General features: G+C 67.9%; 17 protein-coding genes. 7 read left to right on the plus strand and 10 right to left on the minus strand.

What is annotated here, in order from left to right:
- Positions 1-15 precede the first annotated feature (15 nt).
- The 8 genes from LG391_RS28570 to LG391_RS28605 form a co-directional block, all read right to left on the minus strand.
- Positions 16-885: a glycosyltransferase family 2 protein gene (locus LG391_RS28570; RefSeq protein WP_225771455.1), complete on the minus strand. Its 870-nt coding sequence runs from the start codon at positions 883-885 to the stop codon at positions 16-18.
- 41 nt (positions 886-926) lie between these two features.
- A complete protein-coding gene (locus LG391_RS28575) occupies positions 927-2204 on the minus strand; it encodes a hypothetical protein (protein ID WP_225771456.1) in 1278 nt (425 codons plus the stop codon).
- Positions 2204-2791, minus strand: a complete 588-nt coding sequence (locus LG391_RS28580; protein ID WP_225771458.1) for a YdcF family protein — start codon at positions 2789-2791, stop codon at positions 2204-2206. Before LG391_RS28580 ends, LG391_RS28575 begins: the two co-directional genes overlap by 1 nt.
- Positions 2788-3621 carry a glycosyltransferase family 2 protein gene (locus tag LG391_RS28585; RefSeq protein WP_225771460.1) on the minus strand — a complete coding sequence of 278 codons (834 nt, stop codon included), beginning with the start codon at positions 3619-3621 and terminating at the stop codon, positions 2788-2790. Before LG391_RS28585 ends, LG391_RS28580 begins: the two co-directional genes overlap by 4 nt.
- Positions 3618-4259, minus strand: coding sequence for a hypothetical protein (locus tag LG391_RS28590; protein ID WP_225771462.1), 642 nt, complete (start codon positions 4257-4259; stop codon positions 3618-3620). Before LG391_RS28590 ends, LG391_RS28585 begins: the two co-directional genes overlap by 4 nt.
- Positions 4260-4314: 55 nt before the next feature.
- The gene (locus LG391_RS28595; RefSeq protein ID WP_225771464.1) at positions 4315-5514 is read right to left on the minus strand and encodes a glycosyltransferase family 4 protein; all 1200 of its coding nucleotides are present in this window, start codon (positions 5512-5514) and stop codon (positions 4315-4317) included.
- Positions 5511-6599, minus strand: a complete 1089-nt coding sequence (locus LG391_RS28600; protein WP_225771466.1) for an MraY family glycosyltransferase — start codon at positions 6597-6599, stop codon at positions 5511-5513. The genes LG391_RS28595 and LG391_RS28600 overlap by 4 nt, the downstream gene beginning before the upstream one ends.
- A 249-nt stretch (positions 6600-6848) precedes the next feature.
- Positions 6849-7841, minus strand: coding sequence for a glycosyltransferase family 2 protein (locus LG391_RS28605; RefSeq protein ID WP_225771468.1), 993 nt, complete (start codon positions 7839-7841; stop codon positions 6849-6851).
- A gap of 850 nt (positions 7842-8691) precedes the next feature.
- Here LG391_RS28605 and LG391_RS28610 point away from each other — a divergent pair.
- The 6 genes from LG391_RS28610 to LG391_RS28635 all read left to right on the plus strand — a co-directional run bounded on the left by LG391_RS28610 (position 8692) and on the right by LG391_RS28635 (position 20648).
- A complete protein-coding gene (locus LG391_RS28610; RefSeq protein WP_225771470.1) occupies positions 8692-13584 on the plus strand; it encodes a DUF4082 domain-containing protein in 4893 nt (1630 codons plus the stop codon).
- A gap of 10 nt (positions 13585-13594) precedes the next feature.
- Complete coding sequence (locus tag LG391_RS28615) at positions 13595-14809, plus strand: GTP-binding protein (RefSeq protein WP_225771472.1); 1215 nt, start codon at positions 13595-13597, stop codon at positions 14807-14809.
- Positions 14810-14854: 45 nt separating this feature from the next.
- Positions 14855-15184 carry a hypothetical protein gene (locus tag LG391_RS28620; RefSeq protein WP_225771474.1) on the plus strand — a complete coding sequence of 110 codons (330 nt, stop codon included), beginning with the start codon at positions 14855-14857 and terminating at the stop codon, positions 15182-15184.
- On the plus strand, positions 15184-17379 hold the full coding sequence (locus LG391_RS28625) for a peptidase domain-containing ABC transporter (RefSeq protein ID WP_225771475.1): 2196 nt from the start codon (positions 15184-15186) through the stop codon (positions 17377-17379). Before LG391_RS28620 ends, LG391_RS28625 begins: the two co-directional genes overlap by 1 nt.
- A complete protein-coding gene (locus LG391_RS28630) occupies positions 17376-18788 on the plus strand; it encodes an HlyD family type I secretion periplasmic adaptor subunit (RefSeq protein WP_225771478.1) in 1413 nt (470 codons plus the stop codon). Before LG391_RS28625 ends, LG391_RS28630 begins: the two co-directional genes overlap by 4 nt.
- An 84-nt stretch (positions 18789-18872) precedes the next feature.
- Positions 18873-20648 carry an adenylate/guanylate cyclase domain-containing protein gene (locus tag LG391_RS28635; RefSeq protein WP_225771480.1) on the plus strand — a complete coding sequence of 592 codons (1776 nt, stop codon included), beginning with the start codon at positions 18873-18875 and terminating at the stop codon, positions 20646-20648.
- A gap of 102 nt (positions 20649-20750) precedes the next feature.
- On the opposite strand, the gene LG391_RS28640 is transcribed toward LG391_RS28635, so the two are convergent.
- On the minus strand, positions 20751-21548 hold the full coding sequence (locus tag LG391_RS28640; RefSeq protein ID WP_225771482.1) for a response regulator transcription factor: 798 nt from the start codon (positions 21546-21548) through the stop codon (positions 20751-20753).
- A 347-nt stretch (positions 21549-21895) separates the two neighbouring features.
- Complete coding sequence (gene glmS / locus LG391_RS28645) at positions 21896-23719, minus strand: glutamine--fructose-6-phosphate transaminase (isomerizing) (protein WP_225765311.1); 1824 nt, start codon at positions 23717-23719, stop codon at positions 21896-21898.
- A gap of 778 nt (positions 23720-24497) precedes the next feature.
- Here glmS and LG391_RS28650 point away from each other — a divergent pair.
- Positions 24498-25892: a PleD family two-component system response regulator gene (locus tag LG391_RS28650; RefSeq protein WP_225771484.1), complete on the plus strand. Its 1395-nt coding sequence runs from the start codon at positions 24498-24500 to the stop codon at positions 25890-25892.
- Positions 25893-26149 lie beyond the last annotated feature (257 nt).

The raw sequence follows: 26149 nt of genomic DNA on the forward strand, positions 1-26149 counted from the left end.
GGCCTCCGGGCCCGGTCAAAGCCGCTCCACATACTCCGGCTCGCACCGGCCGCGGACGAGAAGGGAAAAGGCGACGAGATTTCCCCTGAGCCGGCCCAGGCGGTCGACCGCATGGTCGCGGGCCAGCGCCCCCCAGAGATTCGCCGCGACGGCGCGCCCCCAATGCCCCCTGAGAAGGCCGGCGAACGACATCTGCCCTTTGCGCTTGAGATAGTACGAATTCATGATCTGCGCGAAGCCGAACTGCCGGCCGCTGATCCGGCCGCCCGGAACGGCGAGATGCACGGCCTGGGCGTCGCAGCGGGCACAGCGCCCGAGGGCCAGGCAGCGCCGCGTGAAGTCCGCGTCCTCGAGCCACGCATAGAGCCGCAGCCGCTCGTCGAAACGCACCTGGTCGGCGATCTCCCGGCGCACGGTCATGTTGCAGCCGATGGCGTTCAGCGTATAGGCGAACCGGCCGGCCGGCTTGGGCTGGGCTGCGAGAAGCCGCAACGCGTCCGGCCGCCCGATCCCGCCGTCGCGGACCAGCTCGCCATCCGCCAGCGCGATCTCCGGATGCTCGGCGAAAAAGGTCCGGATCCGCTGGAGATAGGCCGGGGCGAGCTCGATATCGTCGTCGAGGAACGTCACCAGCCGGACGCCGGGGGACAGCTCCGTCAGCGCGCAGTTGCGCTGCGCCGGCAGACCCCGCGGCGCAATGACGATGCGGATGCCCGGCTCGCGCCACAATGCCTGGGGCACGTCCTCGCGCCTCGGGACCGAGAGGATGATCTCGGCCGGCTGCACGATCTGGCGCCGGAGAGAGGCGATCGTATCGCCGAGAACGCTCGGCCGGTTCGCCGAGCAGATGACGACCGCGTGATCGGTAGCCGTCTCGCGATGCATGGTCGAACCTCCTTCTGAGATGCCGGCGCGCCGAGAGATCGCTAAGACGATCCGGCCGGCACCGCTCTTCCGGCGATGATCGGCGGTTCATCGTTCGGAACCCGGCGTATCCGGGCGAAGAGCAGGCAAGGCAGGAACAGGAGAGCGAAATGCACCAGCGTGCTCGGCACCCACTGCGTGTGATGAGTGATGGTCAGCATGCCGGATGCGATGCAGAGGATGTAGATGATCTGCGCCAGCGCCCAGCCGGAACAGGCGGCGCGATAGACCCGCGACAGGAAATAAGCCACCAGGAAGAACTTGAAGGCGCCCAGATAGTAGAATGACCCGAAGGCGTCGGCCATGCCGGTCTCGGTACTGCCGAGATCCGGAACATAGTTGCGGTCATCGAAGGTCTGAATCACCAGAGAACGCTTGAAGGTCTGACCGACCACCTGCGCCGGCACGAAGTTCCAGACCAGAACATTCCAATGATAGATCCCGTAATCCCACTCCTGCGTCTTGCTCTGCGCATCCATGAGATAGATGGCGTTCCGCATCTCCGGCCCGCCATTCTGCAGCACGTTCCGGAAGTTGCCGAGGACGTCGATGCTGGAGACGCCCTCGATGGAGGGTCCGTTCTGCTGGCGCGTGTTGTTGCGGTAGTCGCCGATGCTGTTGAGGCCGAGGATGGCCAGCAGCACCGCGCCAAGGGCGAGGGTCCGCGGCAGCACCCAGCCGCGCTGGAACCAGGCGACCAGCAGGATCGCCATGCCGAATTCGATGAACTCGCCCCGTTTCCCGCCCATCAGGATGCGGTCGATAACGAAGAGGGAATCGAACAGCGCGATCGCCAGGGCGATGCGGGACGGCCGGCGCCCGAAGCAGAGCACCGACAGCATGAACCCGTAGGTCAGCATCCGTGCGAAGAACAGATACATGACCGCCGTCCCTGTCGGCATGGTCGACATCCGGGCTTCCGCCGGCAGCCGGCTCAGCGCGAAGTAGAAATAGGCGCCGAGGAGAGACATGCCGGCGGCGACATACAGCAGCCGCTTCTCGTCGAACACCCATCGGAATCCGGTGGCCGGCCTGTCGCCGGCGGCCCAGCCGACCCCGCACATGATGGCGCACAGGATGGTGAAGACCGCCGTCTGCTCGAAGGCGCCGACCGGCAGGAAGCGGTCATGCGCGAGCCCGACCATCTGCGGCACGATGAAGCCCAGGAAGGTCGCCCCGGCCAGGAACGGGAAGCCGTAGATCCCGCCGCGCCGCCTGAGGCCCTGGATCATCAGGGCGATGCAGACGACGAACAGCCCGAAGGTGAGGAATTCGTTCATCAGACGGCGATCCCGTATCGCAGCGAGTACCAGCCGAGCTTGACGTACTCCTTCATCACCCACAGCCCGTCGGACCGGCCCATCATCTGCCAGACGGATCCCCCCGGCTCCACCGGGGCCGACATCCACTCCAGCTGCGGCGCGGTGCGTTCGAAACAGGCGAGCGCCCGGCGGCTGTGAAACCAGCTGGTGACCAGGATCGCGCGCCGCGCGCCCATGGCCGACAGGATCGGGGCGGAGAACAGGGCGTTCTCCCAGGTGTTTCGGGATGCGCACTCGATCTGGATCACCTCCGTCGGCACGCCCGTCTCGGCGATCAGGCGGCGGATGTCGGCGCAGTCGCCGCCGCCGGAGACCAGGACGCGCGGCGCCGCCCCGGCCCGGTAGAGCGCGGCCGCCTGCGCCGCCCGAGGCGGGCCGTCGCCGCCGAGAACGACGATGACGTCGGCCGGCTGCCGCGCGGTCCGGACGAAGAGCAGCGTCTCGGCCGATTTCAGGCCCACGGCGACCACGGCACCGTAGGCGAGGACGGCGATGACCGCCGCGGCCGCGAGCCGGCGCCCCCAGGCAGCGCGAGGCGTCGTCACACCCGCAGCCCCTGCTCGCGGCGGCGGATCTCCATCATCTTGACGACGATCATGTACTCATAGGCCGTGAGCAGCCGGCAATACAGATAGCCCGCCCCCCCATCGAGGAATCCGCCCCGGATGAAGTACATGTAGAGGAACCTCAGGGCCGGCCGGAACGGCAGGCGGAACGACAGCTCCTTGAGCGCCCGCCGCCGCAGCTCGGCGCGACCGCTGAAGATGTCGGCGAGCTTCAGCCCGCCTCGCCGGAGGCTCTTCAGCGATTCCTGCGCCTCAAACCACGAATACCGGTTGTGCTTCTCGTACCAGGCATTGAGGCCCTTGTTGAAGCTGTAGTGGTAGAAATGGCTCTGCAGGCGTCCTTCCAGACCGTCGGCGACGCATTGCAGATTGATCTGGCGCTCGAACGAGATCTTCTCCGGTCGCACGAGGCGGACCACCCAGGTCGGGTACAGGCTGCTGTGGCGGATCCAGCGGCCCATGAAGATGTTCTTGAACCGGACCCGGAACATCACTTCGGGGCGGCCCGGGTCGGCGGCGATCGCGAGCATCTCGTCCCGCAGGTCCGGCGGCGTGATCTCGTCCGCATCCGGCATATAGACCCAGGGATGCCTGAACTCGATCTGCCTGAGCCCGTAGGTGCGCTGGGCGTGCTCGTTGTCCTGCACGCGATGATACACCCGCGCGCCTGCGGCCTTGGCGATCTCCACCGTCCGGTCGGTGCTGCCGGAATCGAGCACGACGATATCGTCGCTCCACGACACCGCATCCAGGCAGTCCGGCAGGTTGAGTTCCTCGTTCAGGGTCAGGATCAGGACGGAGATGCTCATGCGCGATTTCCCTGCTGCGCGACCGCCCGGGACCGGTTGCGGATCATCCTGGCGGGGTTGCCGACGACGACCGTCCAGGGCGGCACGTTCTTGAAGACGGAGGCGCGGGCCCCGACGACGGCGCCTTCGCCGATGACGACGCCCGGCCCCACGAAGGCGTCGGCGGCCACCCAGGCATGGTCGCCGATCGTGATCGGCGCGGTGGTCAGGGCCATGTCCGCGGAATCGATGTCGTGGCCCGCGGCACAGAGGAAGCTGTACTGGCTGACGGTCGCGTGCCGGCCGATCGAGATGCGGTCGACCGCGTAGCAGTCGACGCCGGGGCTGAGGCAGCCGTGGTCTCCGATCTCGAGGTTCCAGGGCGCCCAGATGCGGGCGGACGGGTGCACGACGGCGGCACGGCCGATCCGGGCCCCGAAACGCCGCAGCAGGAAGCGCCGCCAGCCATGGAGGGGCTTGGGGCTCGGCCGGTAGAGCAGCAGCCAGACGACCCCCCACACCGCCCGCGCGGCCTTGTTGGCGGCCGAATGCGGGCTCGGCCTGGACGGCTCGCCCCCCCCTTCCGCCTGGTCCGGGAGATCCGGGCGGGTCCCCGCCACGGCCCGGCTGCCGGACGGCGCCGCCGCGGATCGGGTCATCGCCCGCATCGTGCCGCCCTCCTCGAGGCCCGGCCGCCATTCTGGGGGAAGATCGTCATGCGTAGCGCTCACGAAGCATCCGAAGGCCGTTCTTGACCGGTGTCGGCAGATAGGTCCTGAAGCCGTCCCTCAGCCCCGCCGGGAAGCTCCATCGCGCGAGATCGAGCGGTGCGGCCACCGCCGGGCGAGCCCCGGCCAGGCGGTCGAGAAGGTCCCGATACCGCCGCGCCATCAGGTCCACGCCGAACAGGTCGCGCGCGGACTGGCTCGCCCGCTCCGACATCCGCGCCAGCGCCGCCGGATCCTGCGCCAGCTCCGTCACGGCGCGCGCCGCGGCCTTGACGTCGCCCACCGGAAAGAGCCGCCCGTTCCACCCGTCCCGGATCGCCATGTCGGTGACGCCGCGGATCAGCGACGCGACGGGCACGCAGCCGGCGGTCATCGCCTCCACCATCGTCACCGGGAACCCTTCGAAGCGGGAGGGCATGATCAGCATGTCATGTTCCGCGAGCAGCGCGCCGACGGCCTCCGGCGCGACGGCACCGCGGAAGCGGATGCGCCCGCCGAGGCCGTCGCAGCCCTGCTTGAGGCGGGCCAGGTCGGGGCCGTCGCCGGCGACGGTGAGGGTCACCGGCTCCGGCACCTCCCGCAGGATGCGCGGCAGCCAGAGCACCCCTTTCGCCTGGTCCTCGATCCGGCCGAGATAGAGCAGGCGCGGCCGACCGCCGGCACCGCGGCGGTCGCCCCGGACCATGCCGGCGGCCTCGATCCCGTTCGGAATCACCTCCGTCCGGCCGGCGTCGAAGCCATGATGCGACACGAGGTCGGCCCGGATCCTGTCGGAGACGGCCACCGTGGCATGCACATGGTCCCGGATCGACCGGGCCGCCGCATAGGTCCCCGGGGTGATGTTGTGCACGATCATCACCCGGAGGATCCGCGGGGAGAGGTAGCGGGCGCAGTTGGTCTGCACCCGGTCGGCGCAGACATTCACGAAGACGCCGTCGAAGCCCCCGCCTTCGATCGCCTCGATCGTCGCGCGGGCGCCGGCCTTCTCGTCGTCGCCCGGCCGGCCCACCACGGTGCCGCGATCCCGCTCGGCGCGGAAGGCCGGGCTGCCGGCAGCGCCGTGGGCCGCGGGCCCGTGGCCGAGCCAGCGGAGATCGATGCCGGCCGGGGCCAGTCCCGCATGCAGGTGGCGGAACACCGAATATGTGCCGCCGATATGCGGGAAGCCGAAATAGGCCAGCTTCATCGCCTGGGTTCCGGAGCGAGCTGCCCGGCCGCCGGCACGCGGTCGCGCCGGGACGCCATCCAGACGAAGCCGAGCTGCGTCGCGACCGGCGCCAGGAGCCCGATGGTCAGCACCGAGTCCGGGATCAACAGCACCGATCCGAGATAGGCGACGGCGCCCAGCAGGATCGACACCCCGATGATGATCATCGCCGAGAGCGCGTGCGGGACGCCGAGGTCGAGCAGAAGATGATGGAGATGCCAGCGGTCGGGCGAGAACGGGCTGCGCCCCGCCAGCAGCCGCCGCACGATCAGGCTGAGCGTGTCGACCACCGGGATGATGCAGACCCACAGCAGGACCGGGAAGGGAATCGTCGGCTGCGGCCCGGAGGAGAGGTCGATGATGAAATAGCCGATCGCGGCGCCCAGCATCGTGCTGCCCGCATCGCCCATGAACACCAGCGCCCGCGGGCGCCAGCGATGGCGGGTGTTGAACACCAGGAAGCCGAGGACCGCGGCCAGCAGCAGCGCGATCTCCGCCACCAGCTCCTGCCGCCCGATGAAGGAGGCCAGCAGCGCCAGCCAGAACAGGGCCGCCGCGGCGGTCCCCCCGGCCAGCCCGTCCAGGCCGTCGATCATGTTGAAGGCGTTGGTCAGGCCGACCAGGAAGACGATGGTCATGACCAGGCAGACGGCCGACAGGAGCGGCTCGCCCAGCGCCGACGCCAGGCCCGGGGTGCTGGCGCCCAGATCGGCGATCCGGTGCTGCCCGAGGACGATGATGGCGATGGCGGCGAAGGTCTGCGCCAGAAGCCGGATCAGGGGCCGGAGATCGAGGCGATCGTCCGCCGCGCCGGCCGCGACGATGACGGCGAGGCCGCCGACGAAGACCCAGGGGCCCTGCAACGTCCGGTCGAAGAGCAGGAGTCCGATGCCGTAGGCGGCGAACATCGCCAGGCCGCCGCATCTCGGCACGATGCCTTCGTGCCGCTTGCGTTCCGACGGCCGGTCGACCAGGCCCAGCCGCGGGGCGATCCGCTGCATCCAGGCCACGAGAACCACGGCCAGCAGAAAGCCATTGAGCAAATGAGGCGTCAGGTCCGGCATCGCGTCCCCTTCCGAAATCGTCTGGTCCGCCGATGGCGGCGGGAAAAGCAGTGCAGAAGAAAAGGCCTCGATCCCCGCAAAGCGTCTGAAAAGCTAGGCGCAGCGCCCCGTCGAACTCGATTCGGGAGAACTAATGAGGGCGGCCGATCGGAAGGAGCATGCCCTGCCCTGTCGTCCCCTTTTGGCGGCGGGTGCCTCATCCATCAGGACAGTGGACACGGCGCTCCATCGCATGGCGTGCGAACGGCCTCACCCGGCCGGATCGCGGCGGCCGAGCACGTCCCGCACCAGGGCGACGAAGCGCCTGTCCGGCCGGTGAATCCGCGTCAAGGCGCCGAGCAGCGGCAGGAACGGAGTCGACGGGTCGAGCTCGTGCACCAGCCGCAGCAGGCGGCGGGCGGTGCCCCAACGGCCGCGGGCCGACTGCGCCATGGCGGTCCAGAAGGCGTGCTGCGCCAGCCGGCGCAGGGCCAGGCGGTGCAGGAAAGGCGCGTGCTCCAGCCCATGCCCCTCGTTCCGGAAGAACGACCGGAAGGCCTCGGCGCGCTGCTGATAATCGCGCAGGATGACGTCGGAAGACGTGACCGACATGTTGCGGCCGTGCACGCGCTTGATCCCCTGCAGCATCGGGGTGCTGGCGACGGCTCCCCGGCTCGCCAGCCGCAGCCACATCTCCATGTCGCCGGAATGCGTCAATTCCGGACGGTAGCCGCCGACGCTCTGCTGCGCGGCCGTCCGGACGACCGCCGTCGGGGTGGCGATGGGATTGCCCGGCTCGCGGCACAGGCGGGCGGTGAAATCGATACCCGTCTCGATCCGCCACTCCGGCTGGGCCTGCGGGTCCGGCATCGGCGGCAGGGGCTGGTCCGGAAGCAGGTCGTGGGCGAAGCCGTAGACCAGCGCGATGTCCGGATGGCGGTCCATCACCGCGATCGCACGATCGAGCGCGCCCGGCACCAGCAGATCATCGGCGCTGAGCAGCAGCAGATAGTCGGACCGGGCCCAGGCGATGCCTTCGTTATAGGTGCGGATATGCCCGTGATTGACGGCATGCGCCAGCACCTCGATGCAGGGATGCCGTTCCGCGTAGCGCCTGGCGACCGCTACGGAATCGTCGGTCGAGGCATCGTCGATGACGAGGATGCGGAGATCCTTGGTCGCCTGGGCGAGAACGCTGTCGAGACAGTCTCCGAGAAAATGCCCGTAATGGTAGCAAGGAATGCAAATATCGATCTTCGGCATGGAAACGCCTTTGGTTCGATGACGATATACTTGGCGGCCGACGTGCTGACGCCGGAAGAAGCCTGGATGGTGCCTGTCCAGCATAGCCAGCCTTCGGCGCGGCCCCCGACGCCTCCATTGGCAGATCCATCTCCCCCGAGCGGCGTAGCCGGCTTCCTCCGAACGGAGCCGGGCGGCGGCAGGAAGCCTGAATGGTGCCGGGCGGGGGCGCCCCCGTAGAGTGGCCGGCCTGAAGCCGATCGCACATCACGGTTGTGCACTGCGGTCCGGCTTCCGGCCGCGCCGGCGGAGCGCGGCGTTCGGGACGCCGGCGAGGAAGCGGCGGCAAGACCGGTCGATGCTGCCGGCGTCCCCCCTCCTCCCAGCTTCCTTTGCTCTGCGATTGCTCTGCGCTCTTCCTCCTACATCCATTGGAGAGGGGGGAAGCGGCCGAAGGGCTCAATCGCGGCGGACCGCTTTGGCACTGCACAATACGGGTCTCGATGAGCGTGCGGCAGGCCGGACGTCACGAAAGGATGCGGATATGGTTGCGCTGAACACCTCAGCCCGCGATGCCTTGGCAAGCACCCTCGCTTTGGCAGTCACGGACAGCACAGCCCCCGGATTCCAGGCCTCTCTGCCGGATGCCCCGGCGTCCGACGGGACAGCGGCCGGGCAGACGGCCGACCCGCTTCTGGCCGGGAACGCCGCCGATCCATCGGCCGCCGCGCCTGCCGTCGTCGAGGACACGGGGGCTGCGGCGGAAGAGCCGACGCGGGGGACGATCCGGCCCCTGTCCGCCGACGCTCCCGCCGCTCGCCTGCTGGATCCGGGGGCCGCGACGGCGGCGCCAGCCGCCCCTGCAACCACGATGGAATCCGCGAACTCGGCCCTGTCGCTGCCTCTCGCGGCCCCGGTCGGCGCGGTGCTGGCCCCGATCGGATCCCTGCTCGACCGGCTGATGCCCGGGGCGCCGACCCCGTCCGGGGAGACACCCAGCGTCCCGAGCGAGACGGAGGGCGGCGCCGCATCCATCCCCGCCGACACCGGCCCGCCGGAGCCCCCGACGCTGCTTCCCCAGACGGCGGCCACGGCGATCAATCCGATCGTCCTGGAGAACCAGAAGACCGGCAATCCGGAGAGCGAGTGGGGCATCGAGGGCAGCGGCAGCGCCAATATCCAGGGCTTCGCCACCAGCATCAGCGTCAATCACGGCCAGACGGTCGACTTCAAGATCGCCACGGATTCGACCGACTACCGGATCGACATCTACCGCCTGGGCTATTACGGCGGCATGGGCGCCCGCAAGGTCGCGACCATCGACCGGCAGCTCACCTCCGCACAGGTGCAGCCGCACCCGCTGGTCGACTACAGCACCGGCCTGATCGACTGCGGCAACTGGTCGGTCTCCGCCAGCTGGGACGTGCCCGCCGACGCGGTCTCCGGCGTCTATATCGCCAAGCTGGTGCGAGAGGACGGGACCGAAGGCGCGAGCCACATCCCGTTCATCGTCCGCGATGACGAGGCCGACAGCGACATCACCTTCCAGACGTCGGACACCACCTGGCAGGCCTACAACGCCTGGGGCGGCGCCAGCCTCTATGGCGGCAACGTGCCGACCGATCCCGCCGACCTGATCGGCTGGACGCCGCCGAACTGCAGTTGCGGCCTGACCGCGATCGGCCGCGCCACCAAGGTCAGCTACAACCGGCCGTTCATCACGACGGACAGCCCCTATTCGGCCGGGCCGCAGGACTGGATCTTCGGCGTCGAGCATTCGGCGATCCGCTGGCTGGAGCAGAACGGCTACGACGTCAACTACATCTCCGGCGTCGACACCGACCGTGACGCGGCGCAGCTGCTGAACACCAAGATGTTCCTGTCGGTCGGGCATGATGAATACTGGTCGGGCCAGCAGCGCGCCAATGTCGAGGCGGCCCGCGACGCCGGCGTGAACCTGGCGTTCTGGAGCGGCAACGAAGTCTATTGGAAGACCCGGTGGGAGACCAGCATCGACGGCAGCGGCACGCCCTACCGCACCCTGGTCACCTACAAGGAGACCTGGGGCGACCGCACGGACCCGAGCAACACCGGTACCGGCACCTGGCGCGATCCCCGCTTCGCCGATCCGGGACAGGAGCCCGAGAATTCGCTGACCGGCACGATGTTCACGGTCGACGCCTATCGCCTCGACACGATCACCATCCCCTACGACTATTCCAACCTGCGGTTCTGGCGGAACACGGATGTCGCCGACCTCCAGCCCGGCCAGACCTATTCCCTGGTCCAGAACCTGCTCGGCTACGAATGGGATTCCGACGTCGACAACGGCTTCCGCCCGGCCGGGCTGATCAACCTGTCGCTGTCGACGGTGTCGGTGGACACGTATCTGCGGGATTACGGCACCAGCGTCGGATCCGCCACCGTCGACCACAGCCTGACCATGTACCGGGCGGAGAGCGGCGCCCTGGTCTTCGGCGCCGGCACGGTCTACTGGTCCTGGGGCCTGGACGACAACCACGACAACGAAGCGACGCCGGTGGACCGGAACGTCCAGCAGGCGATGGTCAACATGTTCGCCGACATGGGCATCCAGCCCGGCACGCTGCAGGCCAGCCTGATCATGGCGACGGGCTCGACCGACCATACGGCGCCGACCGCCACCGTGCTGACGCCGGCGAACGGCACCGGCCTGGTCGAAGGCCAGCGGGTCGTCATCACCGGCACCGCCCAGGATTTCGGCGGCGGCATCGTCGCCGGCGTCGAGGTCTCCACCGACGGCGGCGTCACCTGGCGCAAGGCGTCGGGGCGGGAGAGCTGGAGCTACGCCTGGAACGCGCAGGCTGCCGGCACCTATGTCATCATGGCCCGGGCGGCGGATGACAGCGTCAATCTCGGGGCGGCGTCGACGGGCGTCTCGGTCACCGTCACCCTGCCCTCCACGGAAAGCATGTGGACCTTCGCCAACAAGCCGACGCAGGTCCATATCCAGGATCGCAACGCCGTCGAACTCGGCATGCGCTTCAGCTCCAACGCCGCCGGCACGATCAGCGGCGTCCGCTTCTACAAGGGCTTCTACAACCAGGGGACCCACACCGGCAGCCTGTGGAGCGCGGACGGCACCCTGCTGGCCACCGCCACCTTCACCAACGAGACGCTGGAGGGCTGGCAGACCGTCACGTTCTCCAATCCGGTCTCGATCCAGCCGGGGACGACCTACATCGTCTCCTACCACAGCAACGGCTTCTATTCGGCCGATGCTGGCTATTTCGACGTCGCCCGCACCAACGGTCACCTGACCGCGCCGGTCGGGGCGGGCGTCTACGCCTATGGTACGTCGAGCCTGTTCCCGAGCAACGTCTTCCAGAACGAGAATTTCTGGGTGGACGCCCTGTTCACGCCCGGGCCCGGCGGCGGCAATGTCGCCCCCGTCGCCAACAACGACAACGGCCTCGCCACCAACCAGGGTGTCGCGCTGACGGTCCAGGCCGCGACCCTGCTGGCGAACGACACCGATCCCAACGGCGATCCCTTGACCGTCACCGGTGTCGGCAACGCGGTGAACGGCACGGTCAGCTTCGACAGCCAGTCCGGCGCGATCACCTTCACCCCGACGGCTGGCTACAGCGGCCCGGCCAGCTTCACCTACACCATCTCGGACGGTCGCGGCGGCACCGCCACCGGGACGGCCAACCTCACCGTCAATCCGCCCGGCACGGGCCTCAGCCTGTGGTCGACCTCGACGACGCCGGGGACGGTCACCGTGAACGACGGGAGCCCGGTCGAGCTCGGCGTCAAGTTCGTCGCGTCGAGCAACGGCACCATCACCGGCATCCGGTTCTACAAGGGGGCACAGAACACCGGCCCCCACACCGCCAGCCTGTGGACCGCGACCGGCACGCTGCTGGCCACCGCCACCTTCACCGGCGAGACCGCAACCGGCTGGCAGACCGTCACCTTCGCCAACCCTGTCGCGATCAGCAGCGGCACGACCTATGTCGCCTCCTACCACACCAACGGCTACTACTCGGCGGATTCCGGCTATTTCACCGCCAGCTACAGCAACGGTCCTCTGAGCGCCCCGGCCAATGCCGGCGTCTACGCCTATGGCGGGTCCAGCCTGTTCCCGACCAACAGCTGGAACGCCTCCAACTACTGGGTCGATGTCCTCTACAACCAGTCGGGCGGCGCCTCCAACCAGCCGCCGACGGCGGTGGCGGATGACGGCTTCAGCACGGCCCAGAACGCGCCTTTGGCGATCGCGGCCGGGGATCTGCTGGCCAACGACACCGATCCGAACGGCGACGCGCTGACGGTGACCGGCGTCAGCAACCCGGTCAATGGCGCGGTCAGCCTGAACAGCCAGACCAACACCATCACCTTCACCCCGACTGCCGGCTTCACCGGAACGGCCAGCTTCACCTACACCATCTCGGACGGCCGCGGCGGCACCGCTTCGGCCACGGTCGACGTGACCGTCCGGCAGGCCGGCGACGGGGTCAGCCTGTTCCTGCCGACCGACACGCCGGCGACGGTGACCGAAGAGGATCCGAATTCGGTCGAGCTCGGCATGAAGTTCTCGGCCTCCGCCGGCGGCACCATCACCGGCATCCGGTTCTACAAGGGGCCGCAGAACACCGGCCCCCACACGGCCAGCCTGTGGACCGCGAGCGGCACCCTGCTGGCCACTGCCACATTCACCGGCGAGACCGCCACCGGCTGGCAGACCGTCACCTTCGCCAACCCGGTCGCGATCAGCGCCGGCACCACCTACGTCGCCTCCTACCACACCAACGGCTACTATTCGGCCACCAGCGGGTACTTCACGACCTCCCGCTCGAACGGTCCCCTGACCGCTCCGGTCGATGCCGGCGTCTACGCCTATAGCGGATCCAGCATGTTCCCGACCAACAGCTGGAACGCCACGAACTATTGGGTCGATGTCGTCTACAACCAGTCCGGCACCGGGACGAACCAACCGCCGACGGCGGTGGCGGACAGCGGCCTCTCCACCAACCGGGACGCCGCACTGTCGATCCCGACCTCGACTCTGCTGGCCAACGACACCGATCCGAACGGCGACGCGCTGACGGTGACCGGCGTCAGCAACCCGGTCAACGGCACGGTGAGCCTGAACAGCCAGACCAACACCGTCACCTTCACCCCGACCGCCGGCTTCACCGGGACGGCGAGCTTCACCTATGCCATTTCCGACGGCCGCGGCGGCACCGCTTCGGCGACCGCCTCGCTGACGGTGGCGCCGCCCCCGGCCGGAAGCAGCCTGTTCTCGGCCTCGGACACGCCGGCCATCGCCAGCGTCAACGATCCATCGCCGGTCGAGCTGGGCATGAAGTTCCAGGCCGATGTCGCCGGCACGATCACCGCCCTGCGCTACTACAAGAGCGCCCAGGACACCGGCACCCATCAGGGCCATCTCTGGACCGCCACCGGTCAGCTGCTCGCCACGGTCACCTTCACCAACGAGACCGCCAGCGGCTGGCAGACGGCGGTCCTCGCCCAGCCGGTCGCGATCGACGCGAACACGACCTACATCACCTCCTACCACAGCAATGGCTACTACGCGGCCACGCCGAACTATTTCGCGGACGACGTCGTCAACGGCCATTTGCGCGCCCTCGCCGATGCCACAGGCGGCGGCAACGGCGTCTTCGCCTATGGCGCCAGCGGCAGCTTCCCGACCGGCAGCTTCAACCGCACCAACTACTCGGCCGATGTCGTCTTCAACCCGCAACTGGCCGCCTGAGGGGCGCGGCATGACCTCTCCGCCGCGCCTTCCCGTCACGGTCCTCTCCGGCTTTCTCGGGGCCGGCAAGACGACGCTGCTGAACCATATCCTGCGCAACCGCGAAGGCCGCCGGGTCGCCGTCATCGTCAATGACATGAGCGAGGTCAACATCGACGCCGACCTGGTCCGCGACGGCGGCGCCGATCTCAGCCGCACCAGCGAGTCCCTGGTCGAGATGACCAATGGCTGCATCTGCTGCACCCTGCGCGACGACCTGCTGCACGAGGTCCGCCGCCTGGCCGCCGAGCAGCGGTTCGACTATCTGCTGGTGGAGAGCACCGGCATCTCCGAGCCCCTGCCGGTGGCGGCCTCGTTCTCCTTCCGCGATGCCGGCGGCGCCTCGCTCGGCGATGTCGCCCGGCTCGACACCATGGTCACGGTGGTCGATGCGATCGGTCTGCTGCGGGACTATGCCGGCCGCGACCTGCTGCGCGACCGCGGCCAGGCCGCCCATGACGGCGACGCGCGCACGCTGGCCGACCTGCTGGTCGAACAGATCGAATTCGCGGATGTGGTCGTCCTCAACAAGGCCTTCGACGTGTCCGCCGTGGAGCTGGTCCAGATCCGCCGCATCCTCCGCGCCCTCAACGCCGATGCCCAGGTGGTGGAGGCGGAGTACGGCCGGGTTCCGCTGGACGCGATCCTCGACACCGGCCTGTTCGTGGAAGGGAAGGCCGCGACCCATCCCCTTTGGCACCGGGAGCTGTTCGGGCCAGGCGGACACACGCCGGAGACGGAGCTCTACGGGATATCGAGCTTCGTCTATCGGGCCCGTCGCCCGTTCGACCCGGAGCGGCTGGAGGAGTTCCTGGGGCGCAGCTGGCCGGGACTGATCCGGGCCAAGGGCTTCTTCTGGCTCGCGACCCGGCCGGACTGGATCGGCCAGCTGTCGATCGCCGGCAGCCAGCGCCGTGTCGACGGCAAAGGACTGTGGTGGGCGGCCGTCCCGCCGCAGCACTGGCCGCGCCACCCGGACTGGCAAAGCCGGATCGAGCAGCACTGGAGCCTGATCTGGGGCGACCGGCGGCAGGAGCTGGTGTTCATCGGCTGCGGGCATGACGAGGACGCCATCCGCCAGGCATTGGACGCCTGCCTCGTTGGCTCCCCGCTCCGTTACGACCGCGCCGCCTATCGCGGGCTGCAGGACCCTTTCCCCGACTGGCAGATCGGCCACGCCGCCTGACGTTCCGTCGATTTTCAGATCACCATTCGCAACGAGGACATGCATATGCAGACCGAAATCTACGCAGACGGCATCGGCGAAATCACGGTCACGGGGTCCGTCCTGCGTATCGACCTGGTCAGCCTGTCGGCGACCGAGCGCGATGCCGCCGGCGCCCCCAGGGCGGCGTTCCGGCAGCGGATCATCATGCCGCTCGACGGCTTCGCCAACGCCTCGGACCTGATCCAGAAGGTGATGCAAGGGCTGATCGAGGCCGGCGCCATCCAGCGCCGGGCGCCGGAGGCCGCGGCGCCGGCCGTCGTCGCCGATCGGGCTCCGGTCCCTCCCTCCCCGAACGGCGCTCTCCACCGCAACACGTCGCCGAACTTCGCCTGATGCTTGCCGCGCCGGACGCCGCGGCCGGAGAAGGCGCACCGGCCGCGGCCGCCGGGGGACGCGACACCGGGCTGTACTGCCTGGCCGTCGTCCTGCGCCACCATGGCTTCGACATCTCGGTCGACAGCCTGACCCACCGCTATGCCCTGGGCGCCGAGGCGGTCTCGGCGGCCCTGCTCCTCCGCATGGCGCGGGAATCGGGCCTGCGGGCGCGCCGGCTGCAGCTCGACTGGGCCGGGCTGGCGCGGCTGGATGAGGCCTTCCCGGCGCTGGCGTTGCTGAACAACGGCAATTGGGTGCTGATCGCCGGCGTGGTCGCCGACGCCGAGGGACAGGGCGCCGTCCGGCTGCTCGACCCGCTGGCCGAGCGGCCCGAGGCGCTTGTGGTTCCCGAGGAGGCGTTCCGCGGCCGCTGGTCCGGCGAGATGGTCCTGCTGAAGCGCAGCTACCGCATCGCCGATCCCGACCAGCCCTTCGGTTTCCGCTGGTTCGTCCCCGAATTGCTGCGCCAACGCCGGCTGTTCGCCGACGTCGCCGTCGCGGCGCTGTTCCTGTACGGTCTGGGGCTGGCGACGCCGATCTTCTTCCAGCTGATCATCGACAAGGTGCTGGTCCACAACAGCTACATGACGCTGTACGTGCTGTCGGGCGGCATCGTCGTGGCCCTGCTGTTCGACGCCGTCTTCACCTTCCTGCGGCGCTATCTCCTGCTCTATGCCACCAACCGGATCGACATCCGGCTGGCGACCCGGACCTTCGCGCATCTCCTGAGCCTGCCGATCGCCTTCTTCGAGCAGGCGTCGGCGGGCATCCTGGTCAAGCACATGCAGCAGGCTCAGCGGATCCGGGAGTTCCTCACCGGCCGCCTGTTTCTCACGCTGCTCGACGGCCTGTCGCTGATCGTCTTCCTGCCCGTGCTGCTGATGTACAGCCCCTGGCTGACCCTGGTCGTGCTGTCCTTCGCACTGCTGGTGGCGCTGGTGATCCTGCTGCTGATCGGTCCCTTCCGCAGCCGGCTGCGCGCCCTGTACGAGGCCGAAGGCCAGCGCCAAGCCCTGCTGGTCGAGACCGTGCACGGCATGCGGACGGTGAAGTCGCTATCGATGGAGCCGATGCAGCGCCGGGTCTGGGACGACCGTTCGGCCCAAAGCGTCGCGATGCGCTTCGACGTCGAGAAGATCTCGACCACGGCCCAGTCCGTGACCGGGCTGGTCGAGAAGCTGATGAGCGTCGCGGTGATCGGGCTCGGCGCCGTCGCGGTGTTCGACGGGACGATGACGATCGGCGCCCTGATCGCCTTCAACATGCTGGCCGGCCGGGTCTCCGGCCCGCTCGTCCAGATCGTGACGATGGTGCATGAGTACCAGGAGGTGGCGCTGTCCGTCCGGATGCTGGGCGAGGTGATGAACCGACGGCCGGAGCGGCACGGCCGGACCGACGGCCTGCGTCCGGCGATCAAGGGGCGTGTCGAATTCGAGAACGTGTCCTTCCGCTATTCCGCAGATGCCAACCCGGCGCTCGACAACATCTCCTTCACGGTTCCGGAGGGCAGCGTCTTCGGGGTGGTGGGGCGAAGCGGCTCCGGCAAGACCACGGTGACCCGGCTGATCCAGGGTCTCTACCCGGTGCAGCAGGGCGTGGTGCGCATCGACGGCGTCGACATGCGCGAGTTCGACCTGGTCCATCTGCGCAAGGCGATCGGCGTCGTGCTGCAGGAGAATTTCCTGTTCCGCGGCACGGTGCGCGAGAACATCGCCGCCGCCCGGCCGGGCGCCAGCTTCGAGGAGATCGTCGAGGCGGCCCGGATGGCCGGGGCCGAGGAGTTCATCGAGCGCATGCCGCGCGGCTTCGACTCGATGCTGGAGGAGAGCGCCGAGAACCTGTCCGGCGGGCAGCGTCAGCGCCTGGCCATCGCCCGCGCCCTTGTGACCAATCCCCGGCTCCTGATCTTCGACGAGGCGACCAGCGCCCTCGATCCCGAAAGCGAGGCCATCATCCGGCAGAATCTGCGGCGCATCGCGGAGGGGCGTACGGTCATCATCGTCTCCCATCGCCTGTCCACCCTGATGGACGCCAATGCCATCCTGGTGATCGACCGGGGCCGGATCGCCGACATCGGACGGCACGACCAGCTGCTGTCGCGCTGCACGACCTACCGGCACCTCTGGACCCAGCAGACAAGGCAAAGCGCATGATCCCGGAGCGATCCGCATCGTCGGAGCGCCAGACCCTGCCGGTGGTCCGGGCGCCGACCGTCGCGCCGCTGTCCCGAGCGCATCCGGCCATCGCCGAGTTCCAGCGCGATGCCGTCGAGCTCGAGGCGCGGGCGCCACCACGGATCACGCGCCTGACCTTGTACGCCGTGACGGCGCTGATCGTCGGCGCTGTGGCCTGGGCCGCGCTGTCCACGGTCGACGAGATCGTCGTCGCGCCCGGCAAGCTGATCACCACCCAGCCGAACCTCGTGGTCCAGCCGCTCGAGACCTCGGTCGTCCGGTCGATCGACGTCGCGGTCGGCGAGATCGTCCGTGCCGGCCAGCAGCTGGCCGCCCTGGACACGACCTTCACCCAGTCGGATGTCGAGCAGCTGCGCGCGAAGGTGGCTGCGCTCGAGGCGCAGATGGGCCGGATCGAGGCCGAGCTCGCGGGGCTGGCCTATGAACCCGCCGCCGATGCCGGCGCGGATGCGCAGCTGCAGATGCGCTTCTTCGCGCAGCGCAAGGCGGCCTACGAGTCCCAGCTGCGCAATTTCGACGACCAGATCGCGCGCGCCGAAGCCAATCTGGCGGCGAGCCGCGACGAGGAACAGCTGCTGGCGCAGCGCGTCGCGACCCTCGAACAGGTCGAGCAGATGCGGCAGCAGCTGATGGCCAGCGAAACCGGTTCTCGGCTCAACTATCTCGTCTCCAAGGACACGCGGCTGGACATCGAATCCCAGCTTGCCCGGAATCGCGGCATCCAGGCCGATCTGGCCCTGGCCATCGACAAGGCGCGATCGGAGCGGCAGGCCCATGTCGAAGAGTTCCGCCGAGCCGCTCTGGAAGATCTGGTCAAGGCGCGCGAGGCCTATGCCGCCGCGGCGGAGGAGCTCAAGAAGGCCGAGCTGCGTCGCGACATGATCGTGCTGTCGGCCCCCCCGGACGCCGTGGTCCTCGATATCGCGCAACGATCGATCGGGTCGGTGGTGCGGGAGGCCGAGCCGCTGTTCACGCTGGTGCCGCTCACCGTTCCCCCCGAGGCCGAAGTCTCGACCGCCAGCAAGGATATCGGCCAGCTCGGAACCGACGAGCCGGCCCGCCTCAAGATCGACGCCTTCCCCTTCCAGAAGCACGGCACGGCCTCGGGCACGGTCCGCACCATCAGCCAGGACAGCTTCGCCTCCAACGCTCGGGACGACAAAGGCAATGTCGACGCCTCGGCGCCGCCGGTCTACCGGGCTCGGATCCGGCTGATCGATACGACGCTGCGGTCGGTTCCGGACACCTTCCGCCTGCTGCCCGGCATGACCCTGACGGCCGAGATCGAGGTCGGGCGGCGCCGGGTGCTCTCCTATTTCCTCTATCCTCTGCTGCGCGGCCTGGACGAGAGCCTGCGCGAACCGTGAGACGATCTTCGCGCGGCTTGCCTGCCGCATTGCGGGATCGGCAGGTCCGTCGCAAGCTGATGGAATTGCCGGAGGCCATTGCCGATGCGAGTCCAGCGCCGGCTCACTGTCATCGTTTCGCTCGACGTGGCGGGCTTCACGCGCCTCGTGCAGGAGGACGAGCGCGGCACGCTGGCCGCGCTCGCCTCGATCCGCCGCGAGCTGCTGGGCTCGACCCTCCGGGCCCGTCACGGCCATGTGTTCAAGACCATGGGTGACGGCGTGCTGATCGAGTTCTCCAATATCGAGGATGCGGTCTGCTGGACGGTGGAGTTCCAGGAGGCCATGGCGGCCCGTCAGGCGCGGCGGCCCAAGCGGCCCATCCTGGTGCGCGCCGGCATCGCGCTCGCCGACGTCTTCGTTGAAGGGGAAGACCGGTTCGGGGCCGCCGTCGCCTTCGTCGTCCGCCTGCAGCAAGCGGCGCCGCCCGGCGGGATCGCCATCACCCATTCCGTGCGCTGGCAGCTCGGCAAGGCGCTGGCCACGCCCTTCATGCGGGTGATGAAAACGCTCAAGGACATCGCGGAGCCGATGGAGGTCTGGATCTGGAGCCCTGGGGGCGCTGCCGGCGAAGGTGCCGAAGAAGCGACCAAGCGCACCGTCGGGGTGGTGGACGAGGAGGATCTGCCCTCGATCGTCGTCATGCCCTTCGACAATCTTTCAGGCGATCCCGCCGTGTCCGCCCTCGCCGACGGCGCGGTGGAGGAGATCACCGCCACCCTCTCCCGCATCCGGGACTTCCCCGTCATCGCCCGCCACTCGGCCGAGGCGTACCGGGCCGCGGGACGGCCCCAGGACCCCCGCGTGATCGCCCGCACGCTCAAGGTCCGCTACCTGCTCGAAGGCAGCGTGCGGAGGTCGGGCAACCGGGTTCGGATCACGGCGCAGCTGATCGACGCCGCCAGCGCGCTGCACCTGTGGTCCGGGCGCTATGACGGGACGGTCGAGAACATGTTCGACCTGCAGGACCGGATTGCCGAAGGCGTCGCCGGAGCGCTCCACCCCTCCATCCGGGCAGCGGAAATCACGCTGGCGCTGCGCAAGCGGCCCGACAGCGTCGCGGCCTACGACCTGATGATGCGGGCGCTGCCGCATCTCTGGGCCCATCGCAAACCCGAGAATGTCGAAGCCATCCGGCTGCTCGACGAGGCCCTGCGGCTGGATCCGGACTACAGCCGCGCGGCCGCCCTCGCCGCCTGGGCGCATGCCCAGCAGGTCACCTACAACTGGGCTTCGGACTACGACGCCGAGCGGGCGGCGGGCGATCGCCTGATCAAGCAGGCATCGGAAGGGTCCCAGGACGATGCGACCGCGTTGAGCGCCCTGGCCACGGCAACCATGCTCCTGTTCGGCGATATCGGTCGGGCCGAGCAGTTCGTCGATCAGGCTTTGGCGCTCGACCCAAACCACGCCTGGTCCTGGACACGCCGCGGCTTCCTGCACGTCTATCGCGGCAATCCTGCCGCAGGACGGCCCTGCTTCGAGCGAGCGATCCGGCTCAGCCCCCTCGACCCGTTCAGCTTCAACTGCTTCATCGGCCTGGGTCTCGCCGCCTTCGCCGAGGGGCGCCCCGCAGAGGCCGCCGGCTTCACCCGAAAGGCGCTGCATCAGAAGCCGACGGCGACCTGGATGTTCCGCGACCTCGCCACCTTCCTCGCCCATGCGGGGCAGATCGATGCCGCGCGCGAGGCGCTGGCGCGGTTCACGGCCTCCCGACCCGGGCTCACCGTGGCGACCGTCGCCGACGCCCTGCACTATTTCGAGCCGGATCTGCTGCGACGCTACCTCGACGGCCTGCGCCGCGCCGGATTGCCGAGCTGAGATCGGCGCCGCGCCGCGGGGTCCGGGGGACAGACGAGGCGATCATCCCGTCCGCAGGACGCGTTCGCCTCCCCCGGCCGCTCAGCCATCCAAACGATCGGCTTACGTGGCGCAGCGGTGAGGCGACGCGGCCCGCGGGAGACCTTCCCGTGGGCCCGACGAGGCCGGCGGCATGATCGGAAGGCCATACGCCGATCGCGGGCGCGCCTTCATGCTGTGCAGCTTGAAGGCAACCTCGGTCCGGTTCCGGGCCTGCAGCTTCTTCATGATGCCGCGGATATGAACCTTGACCGTTCCCTCGGAGAGATTGAGCTCGTGGGCGATGATCTTGTTCGGCTTTCCGCGGGCAAGGCCTTCGGCCACCGCAGCCTGCCGATCGGTCAGGTCGAAAGGGAGCCTGGTGCGCTCCGGCCCTCCCTCCCGCTCCATTCGGCCCGCCATGGCCAGGGCGGTGGCCGGCACGAACATCCCGCCGGCGATGGCGAGCGACAGCGCGCCGATCGCAACGCTCAGGCTGACGCTCGTCGGAATATAGCCGCGTGCCCCGGACGACAGGATCTTGAGGACATGGCAGGATTCGTCGCGGTCGCCGATGACGATGACCGGCCTGTCCGGGCGGTCCTGAGCGAGAAGCCGGAGATCCTGCATCAGATCAGGATCATCGGCACCCTCTCCGTCAATGCCGAACAGAATCGCCGATGCATCGTTCCGAGCCCCGCAGGCCAGCCACTCGCCGGTATCCGCAAATCCAATGCCTCGGAATCCCCCATCGGCCGTCATGAGGGCCGCCGTCAGAGCCTCCCGAACCAGGACCCTGCGATCAATAATCGCGATCTTCGTTGTTTCGGAAAGATTCCCCGGAGCTGCAGCTTTCTCAGCATCGTCCCTGCAAGACAGCATATCTCCTCCTGATCGGGCACAAAGCTCGCCAATGACAGGCCAGTCGTCGACGTGAATAATCTCGAATACAAGCAGATCTTTATATCAGTTTCGGTATTATTGAGAGTGCCCGAGCTTCCAGGAGGAAGCTCGGCGAGGTCACCAAATGCGAATAGAAGCAGAAGTCGTAGGACATGAAACCCGACCAGGGGCACGCGGTCAAGGCATTTATCTCTATTTTTATGAAAATTTCAATTCGCCCATACTCAATTTGGCGGGAACCCTACTCCTTTCGGAGTATCTTCGATGGTCAGGGAAATGCCCACTCCCATGACCGGCAGCAACGACACGCCCGATCCGCTCCCTCTTCACTCCACGGTGACGCTTTTGGCGAGGTTTCGGGGCTGGTCGACGTCGGTGCCTTTGGCGACGGCGGTGTGATAGGCCAGGAGTTGCACCGGCACGGCGTAGAGGATCGGGGCGACGAAGGGATCGATGCCCGGCAGGCCGATCGCCGCCACCGGGCCGGGGCCGAGCCTCTCGATCCCCTCGGGGTCGGAGACGAAGATCACCTTGCCGCCGCGGGCCATCACCTCCTGCACGTTCGACACGGTCTTGTCGAACACCGGGTCGCGCGGCGCCAGCACGATCACCGGCACCTTGTCGTCGATCAGCGCGATCGGCCCGTGCTTCATCTCGCCGGCGGCGTAGCCTTCCGCGTGGATGTAGCTGATCTCCTTCAGCTTCAAGGCCCCTTCCAGCGCCAGCGGATAGGACAGGCCGCGGCCGAGATACAGCACGTCCCGCGCCAGCGCCACCTGGTGGGCCAGGTCGCGGATCGTGGCGTCGTGGTTCAGGACCTCGGCCAGCCGGCCCGGCACCTCGGTCAAGGCGGTCGACAGCTCGGCCTCCCGCTTCGCGTCGATGGCGCCGCGCGCCCGCGCCGCCGCCACCGCCAGGCAGGCCAGCACGGTCAGCTGGGTGGTGAAGGCCTTGGTCGAGGCGACGCCGATCTCCGGCCCCGCCAGGGTCTGGATCACCGCGTCGCTCTCGCGCGCGATCGAGCTGTCCGGCACGTTGACCACCGAGAGCACGCGCTGGCCCTGCGACCGGGCGTAGCGCAAGGCCGCCAGCGTGTCCGCGGTCTCGCCCGACTGCGACACGAAGATCGCCAGCCCGCCCTCCGGCAGCGGCGCCTCGCGGTAGCGGAACTCCGAGGCGATGTCGATCTCGACCGGCAGCCGGGCCACGGTCTCGAACCAGTGCTTCGCCACCATGCCGGCATAGAAGGCGGTGCCGCAGGCGACGATGGTGGCCCGCGGCACCCGGGCGAAGTCGAAGGGCAGCGCCGGCGGCACGATCGCCCGGGTCGCCGGATCCAGCATGGTGCGCAGCGTGTCGCCCACCACCGCCGGCTGCTCGTAGATCTCCTTCAGCATGTGGTGCCGGAAATCGCCCTTGCCGATCAGCGCCCCGGTCTGGGCGATCGGCTTCACCGGCCGGGCCACCGACCGGTCCCCGGCGTCGTAGATCTCGACCCCGCTCCGGGCGATCACCGCCCGGTCGCCCTCGTCGAGATAGCAGATCCGGTCGGTCCAGGCCCCGATCGCCAGCGCGTCCGAGCCGACATACATCTCGCCGTCGCCGAAGCCGATCGCCAAGGGCGAGCCGCGCCGGGCGACCACCAGCAGGTCCTCCTCGCCGGTGAACAGGAAGGCCAGCGCGAACGCCCCCTCCAGCCGCCGCAACGCCGCGGCGCTGGCCTCGCGCGGCGCCATCTGCCGGTCGAGGTAATGCGTCACCAGATGCGCGACGATCTCGGAATCGGTCTCGGTCGCGAAGACATGGCCGAGGCCCTCGAGCTCGCGCCGCAGCTCCCGGAAATTCTCGATGATGCCGTTGTGCACGATCGCCACCCGGGCGGTCGCATGCGGATGGGCGTTGGTCTCGCTCGGCCGGCCATGCGTCGCCCAGCGGGTGTGGCCGATGCCGATGGTGCCGTCGACCGGGTCCTCGCCCAGGCGCCGCTCCAGATTGACCAGCTTGCCCTCGGCACGGCGGCGCTCGATCCGACCCCCAACCAGCGTGGCGATGCCCGCCGAGTCATAGCCGCGATACTCCAGACGCTTCAGCGCCTCGACCAGTCGCGACGCCACCGGCCGCCTCCCCACGATCCCCACAATCCCGCACATCAACCCTTCTCCTGCCGAACGGCCCGGATGCCGAGAATGGCCGTCATGAGGAAAGCCGGAGACAGGGATCAGCCCGGGAACCCGTTTCGACCGCCCTCACGCGTAGCCTTCCTGGCGTCACGACGAGCCGCCGGGATAACATTCGCCGTGGAAAACACCATCGCCACCCATCAGATGCTTCCATCATTCTTGCTTCCGCCGACACTCATTTTCTGAAATCCGAAGCATTCTGAATAAAAATTAACAGTTAAGTTATACACAATTTCTCTCCTTATTTAATATTTACAATATGCGGGCCAAAATGGAATTTGAAGATATCCTTTGGTGGTACCCTCCGATGACTCAGGCACCCCTCCCGCAAATCACTGCCGGCAACACCGATGCCGAGAAGAACCGCCAAGATGCTGCGCCCCGCTTTGTCGACAGCCAGCCATGGATATCGACGAAGCCACAGGCACGGAAGCACCCCGTCGGCCGCCGGCCCTGCGTTGTCCTATCGTACCGACTTCGACCGGATACGATTTCCGGGGCGCAGAGCAGGATATCTTCGGGATTTCGTCGGCCGCCCTCATATATTCTTATGCACAACGCGGTCAGGCTGCTACGGGAAGAGCTGCGCGCAGGTTAGGAATACCTAATCCTGGTGTATCATTCCGTCCCAACGTGATATTCTTTCTCGTGGCTGCAACGTCCCCCCTATTGAGGCCCAGCGATCACACGTCCGGTATAGTTTGACATGATTTCCCCATATCGATGATTTCAACTTGAGACAGAGCCGATGACCGCTCAGGTGCTAATCGTCGACGATACAGAAGCAAACGCCCATATATTGAGCGTTGTCGCGGAGGACCAATACTATACCGTCCTGACGGCATCGAGCGGCGCCGAGGCGATTTTGCTGGCGCAGAACTGGCAACCGGACGTTATCGTCCTGGATGTGATGATGCCCGAGTTGGATGGCTACGAGACCTGCCGTCGGCTGAAGGCGGACGAACGGACGATGCATATCCCGGTCGTCATGGTCACCGCGCTCGATGGCGCTGCCGAAAGGCTGCGCGGGCTCGAATGCGGTGCCGACGATTTCCTGACCCGGCCGATCGATACCGAGACCTTCCTCGCCAGGATCAAAGGCCTTGTTCGTCTCAAGCAGCTTTTCGATGAATGGAGGGCAAGGCACGAGACGACGCGGGCCCTGGGCCTCGCTCCCGAGCCGCGGACCCAGGTCGAGGTGAGCGGGACTCGCGCGCTGATCGTGGACGACTGGGATCTCGGCGCGGCCAGCGTCGAGAATGCGCTCGCAGAAGATGGCATCCAGGCCGTTCGGGCCTCCAACGAGGAGGAAGCGACCGCCATCGGCGCCAGCCACCAGTTGAGCCTGATCATCATCAATCTCTCGATGAGGGGATTCGAACCCCTGCGCCTCGCCTCGCGGCTTCGCGCCAATGTGGCCAGCCGCGACATACCTCTTCTCCTGATCGCCGAGCCCGATCATCGGGACCTGATCCTGCGCGGTTTCGATCTGGGCGTGAACGACTGGATTTCCAGGCCGTTCAACCCGAATGAGTTCAGGGTGCGGGCCCGCAATCAGATCCGGCGGAAACTCTATCAGGACCGGCTGCGAAGCGCGCTCGACGGCGCTCTCAAGATGGCGCTGACCGATCCGCTGACCGGCCTCTACAATCGTCGTTATTTCATGCGGCACCTCGAAGGCGTGCTGGCGGCAAAGCAGATGGCGAACATCGCCGTGCTGATGATCGACGTCGACAGTTTCAAGATCGTCAACGACCGGTTCGGCCATCAGGCCGGCGACACTGCGCTCGAACTTCTGGGGGAAAGGCTTCGCCTCGAGGTCCGGGCCGTGGATCTCGCGGCCCGTCTGGGAGGCGAGGAATTCGCCGTCGTCATGATCGGTGCCGGCGTCGACGAGGTCGCTGCCACGGCGGAGAGGGTCCGGGCCAAGCTGGCGGCGGAAAAGTTCGCCCCGACACAGGAGAGCGCATTCCCATTGACCGTCAGCATCGGCGCCGCGGTGGCCCAGGCCTGCGACACCGATATCAATGAACTGATGCGGGCCGCCGACCGCACGCTATACCTCGCCAAGGCGCGGGGGCGTAACCGGGTCGAGGTCACGGTGCTGACAGGCCGGGACGGCCGGACTGCCTTGGGTGGCTGACCCCGGCCGAGCACGCCGGCAAGGTGGGTTCGGCCCGGCCGCTCGATCGTCCTCGACCGTCTCGACGTGGACGACGCCCTGATCCGAGGAATACGCTGCAATCAGCATTCAGAGCGCCCGTCTATTGACGGTCAGCGCTGCTGCACTCATGTCTCGCGAGCATAAAGCGGTCTTTTTAGGTAATTCCCATCCTTTGAGACGGCTTTCGTCCGCCTCAAAACTGTGACGGATTACTGCCGTGCCGATGCGGAAGGAGC

This window comes from Inquilinus sp. Marseille-Q2685, assembly GCF_916619195.1.
Taxonomy (GTDB): Bacteria; Pseudomonadota; Alphaproteobacteria; order DSM-16000; family Inquilinaceae; genus Inquilinus.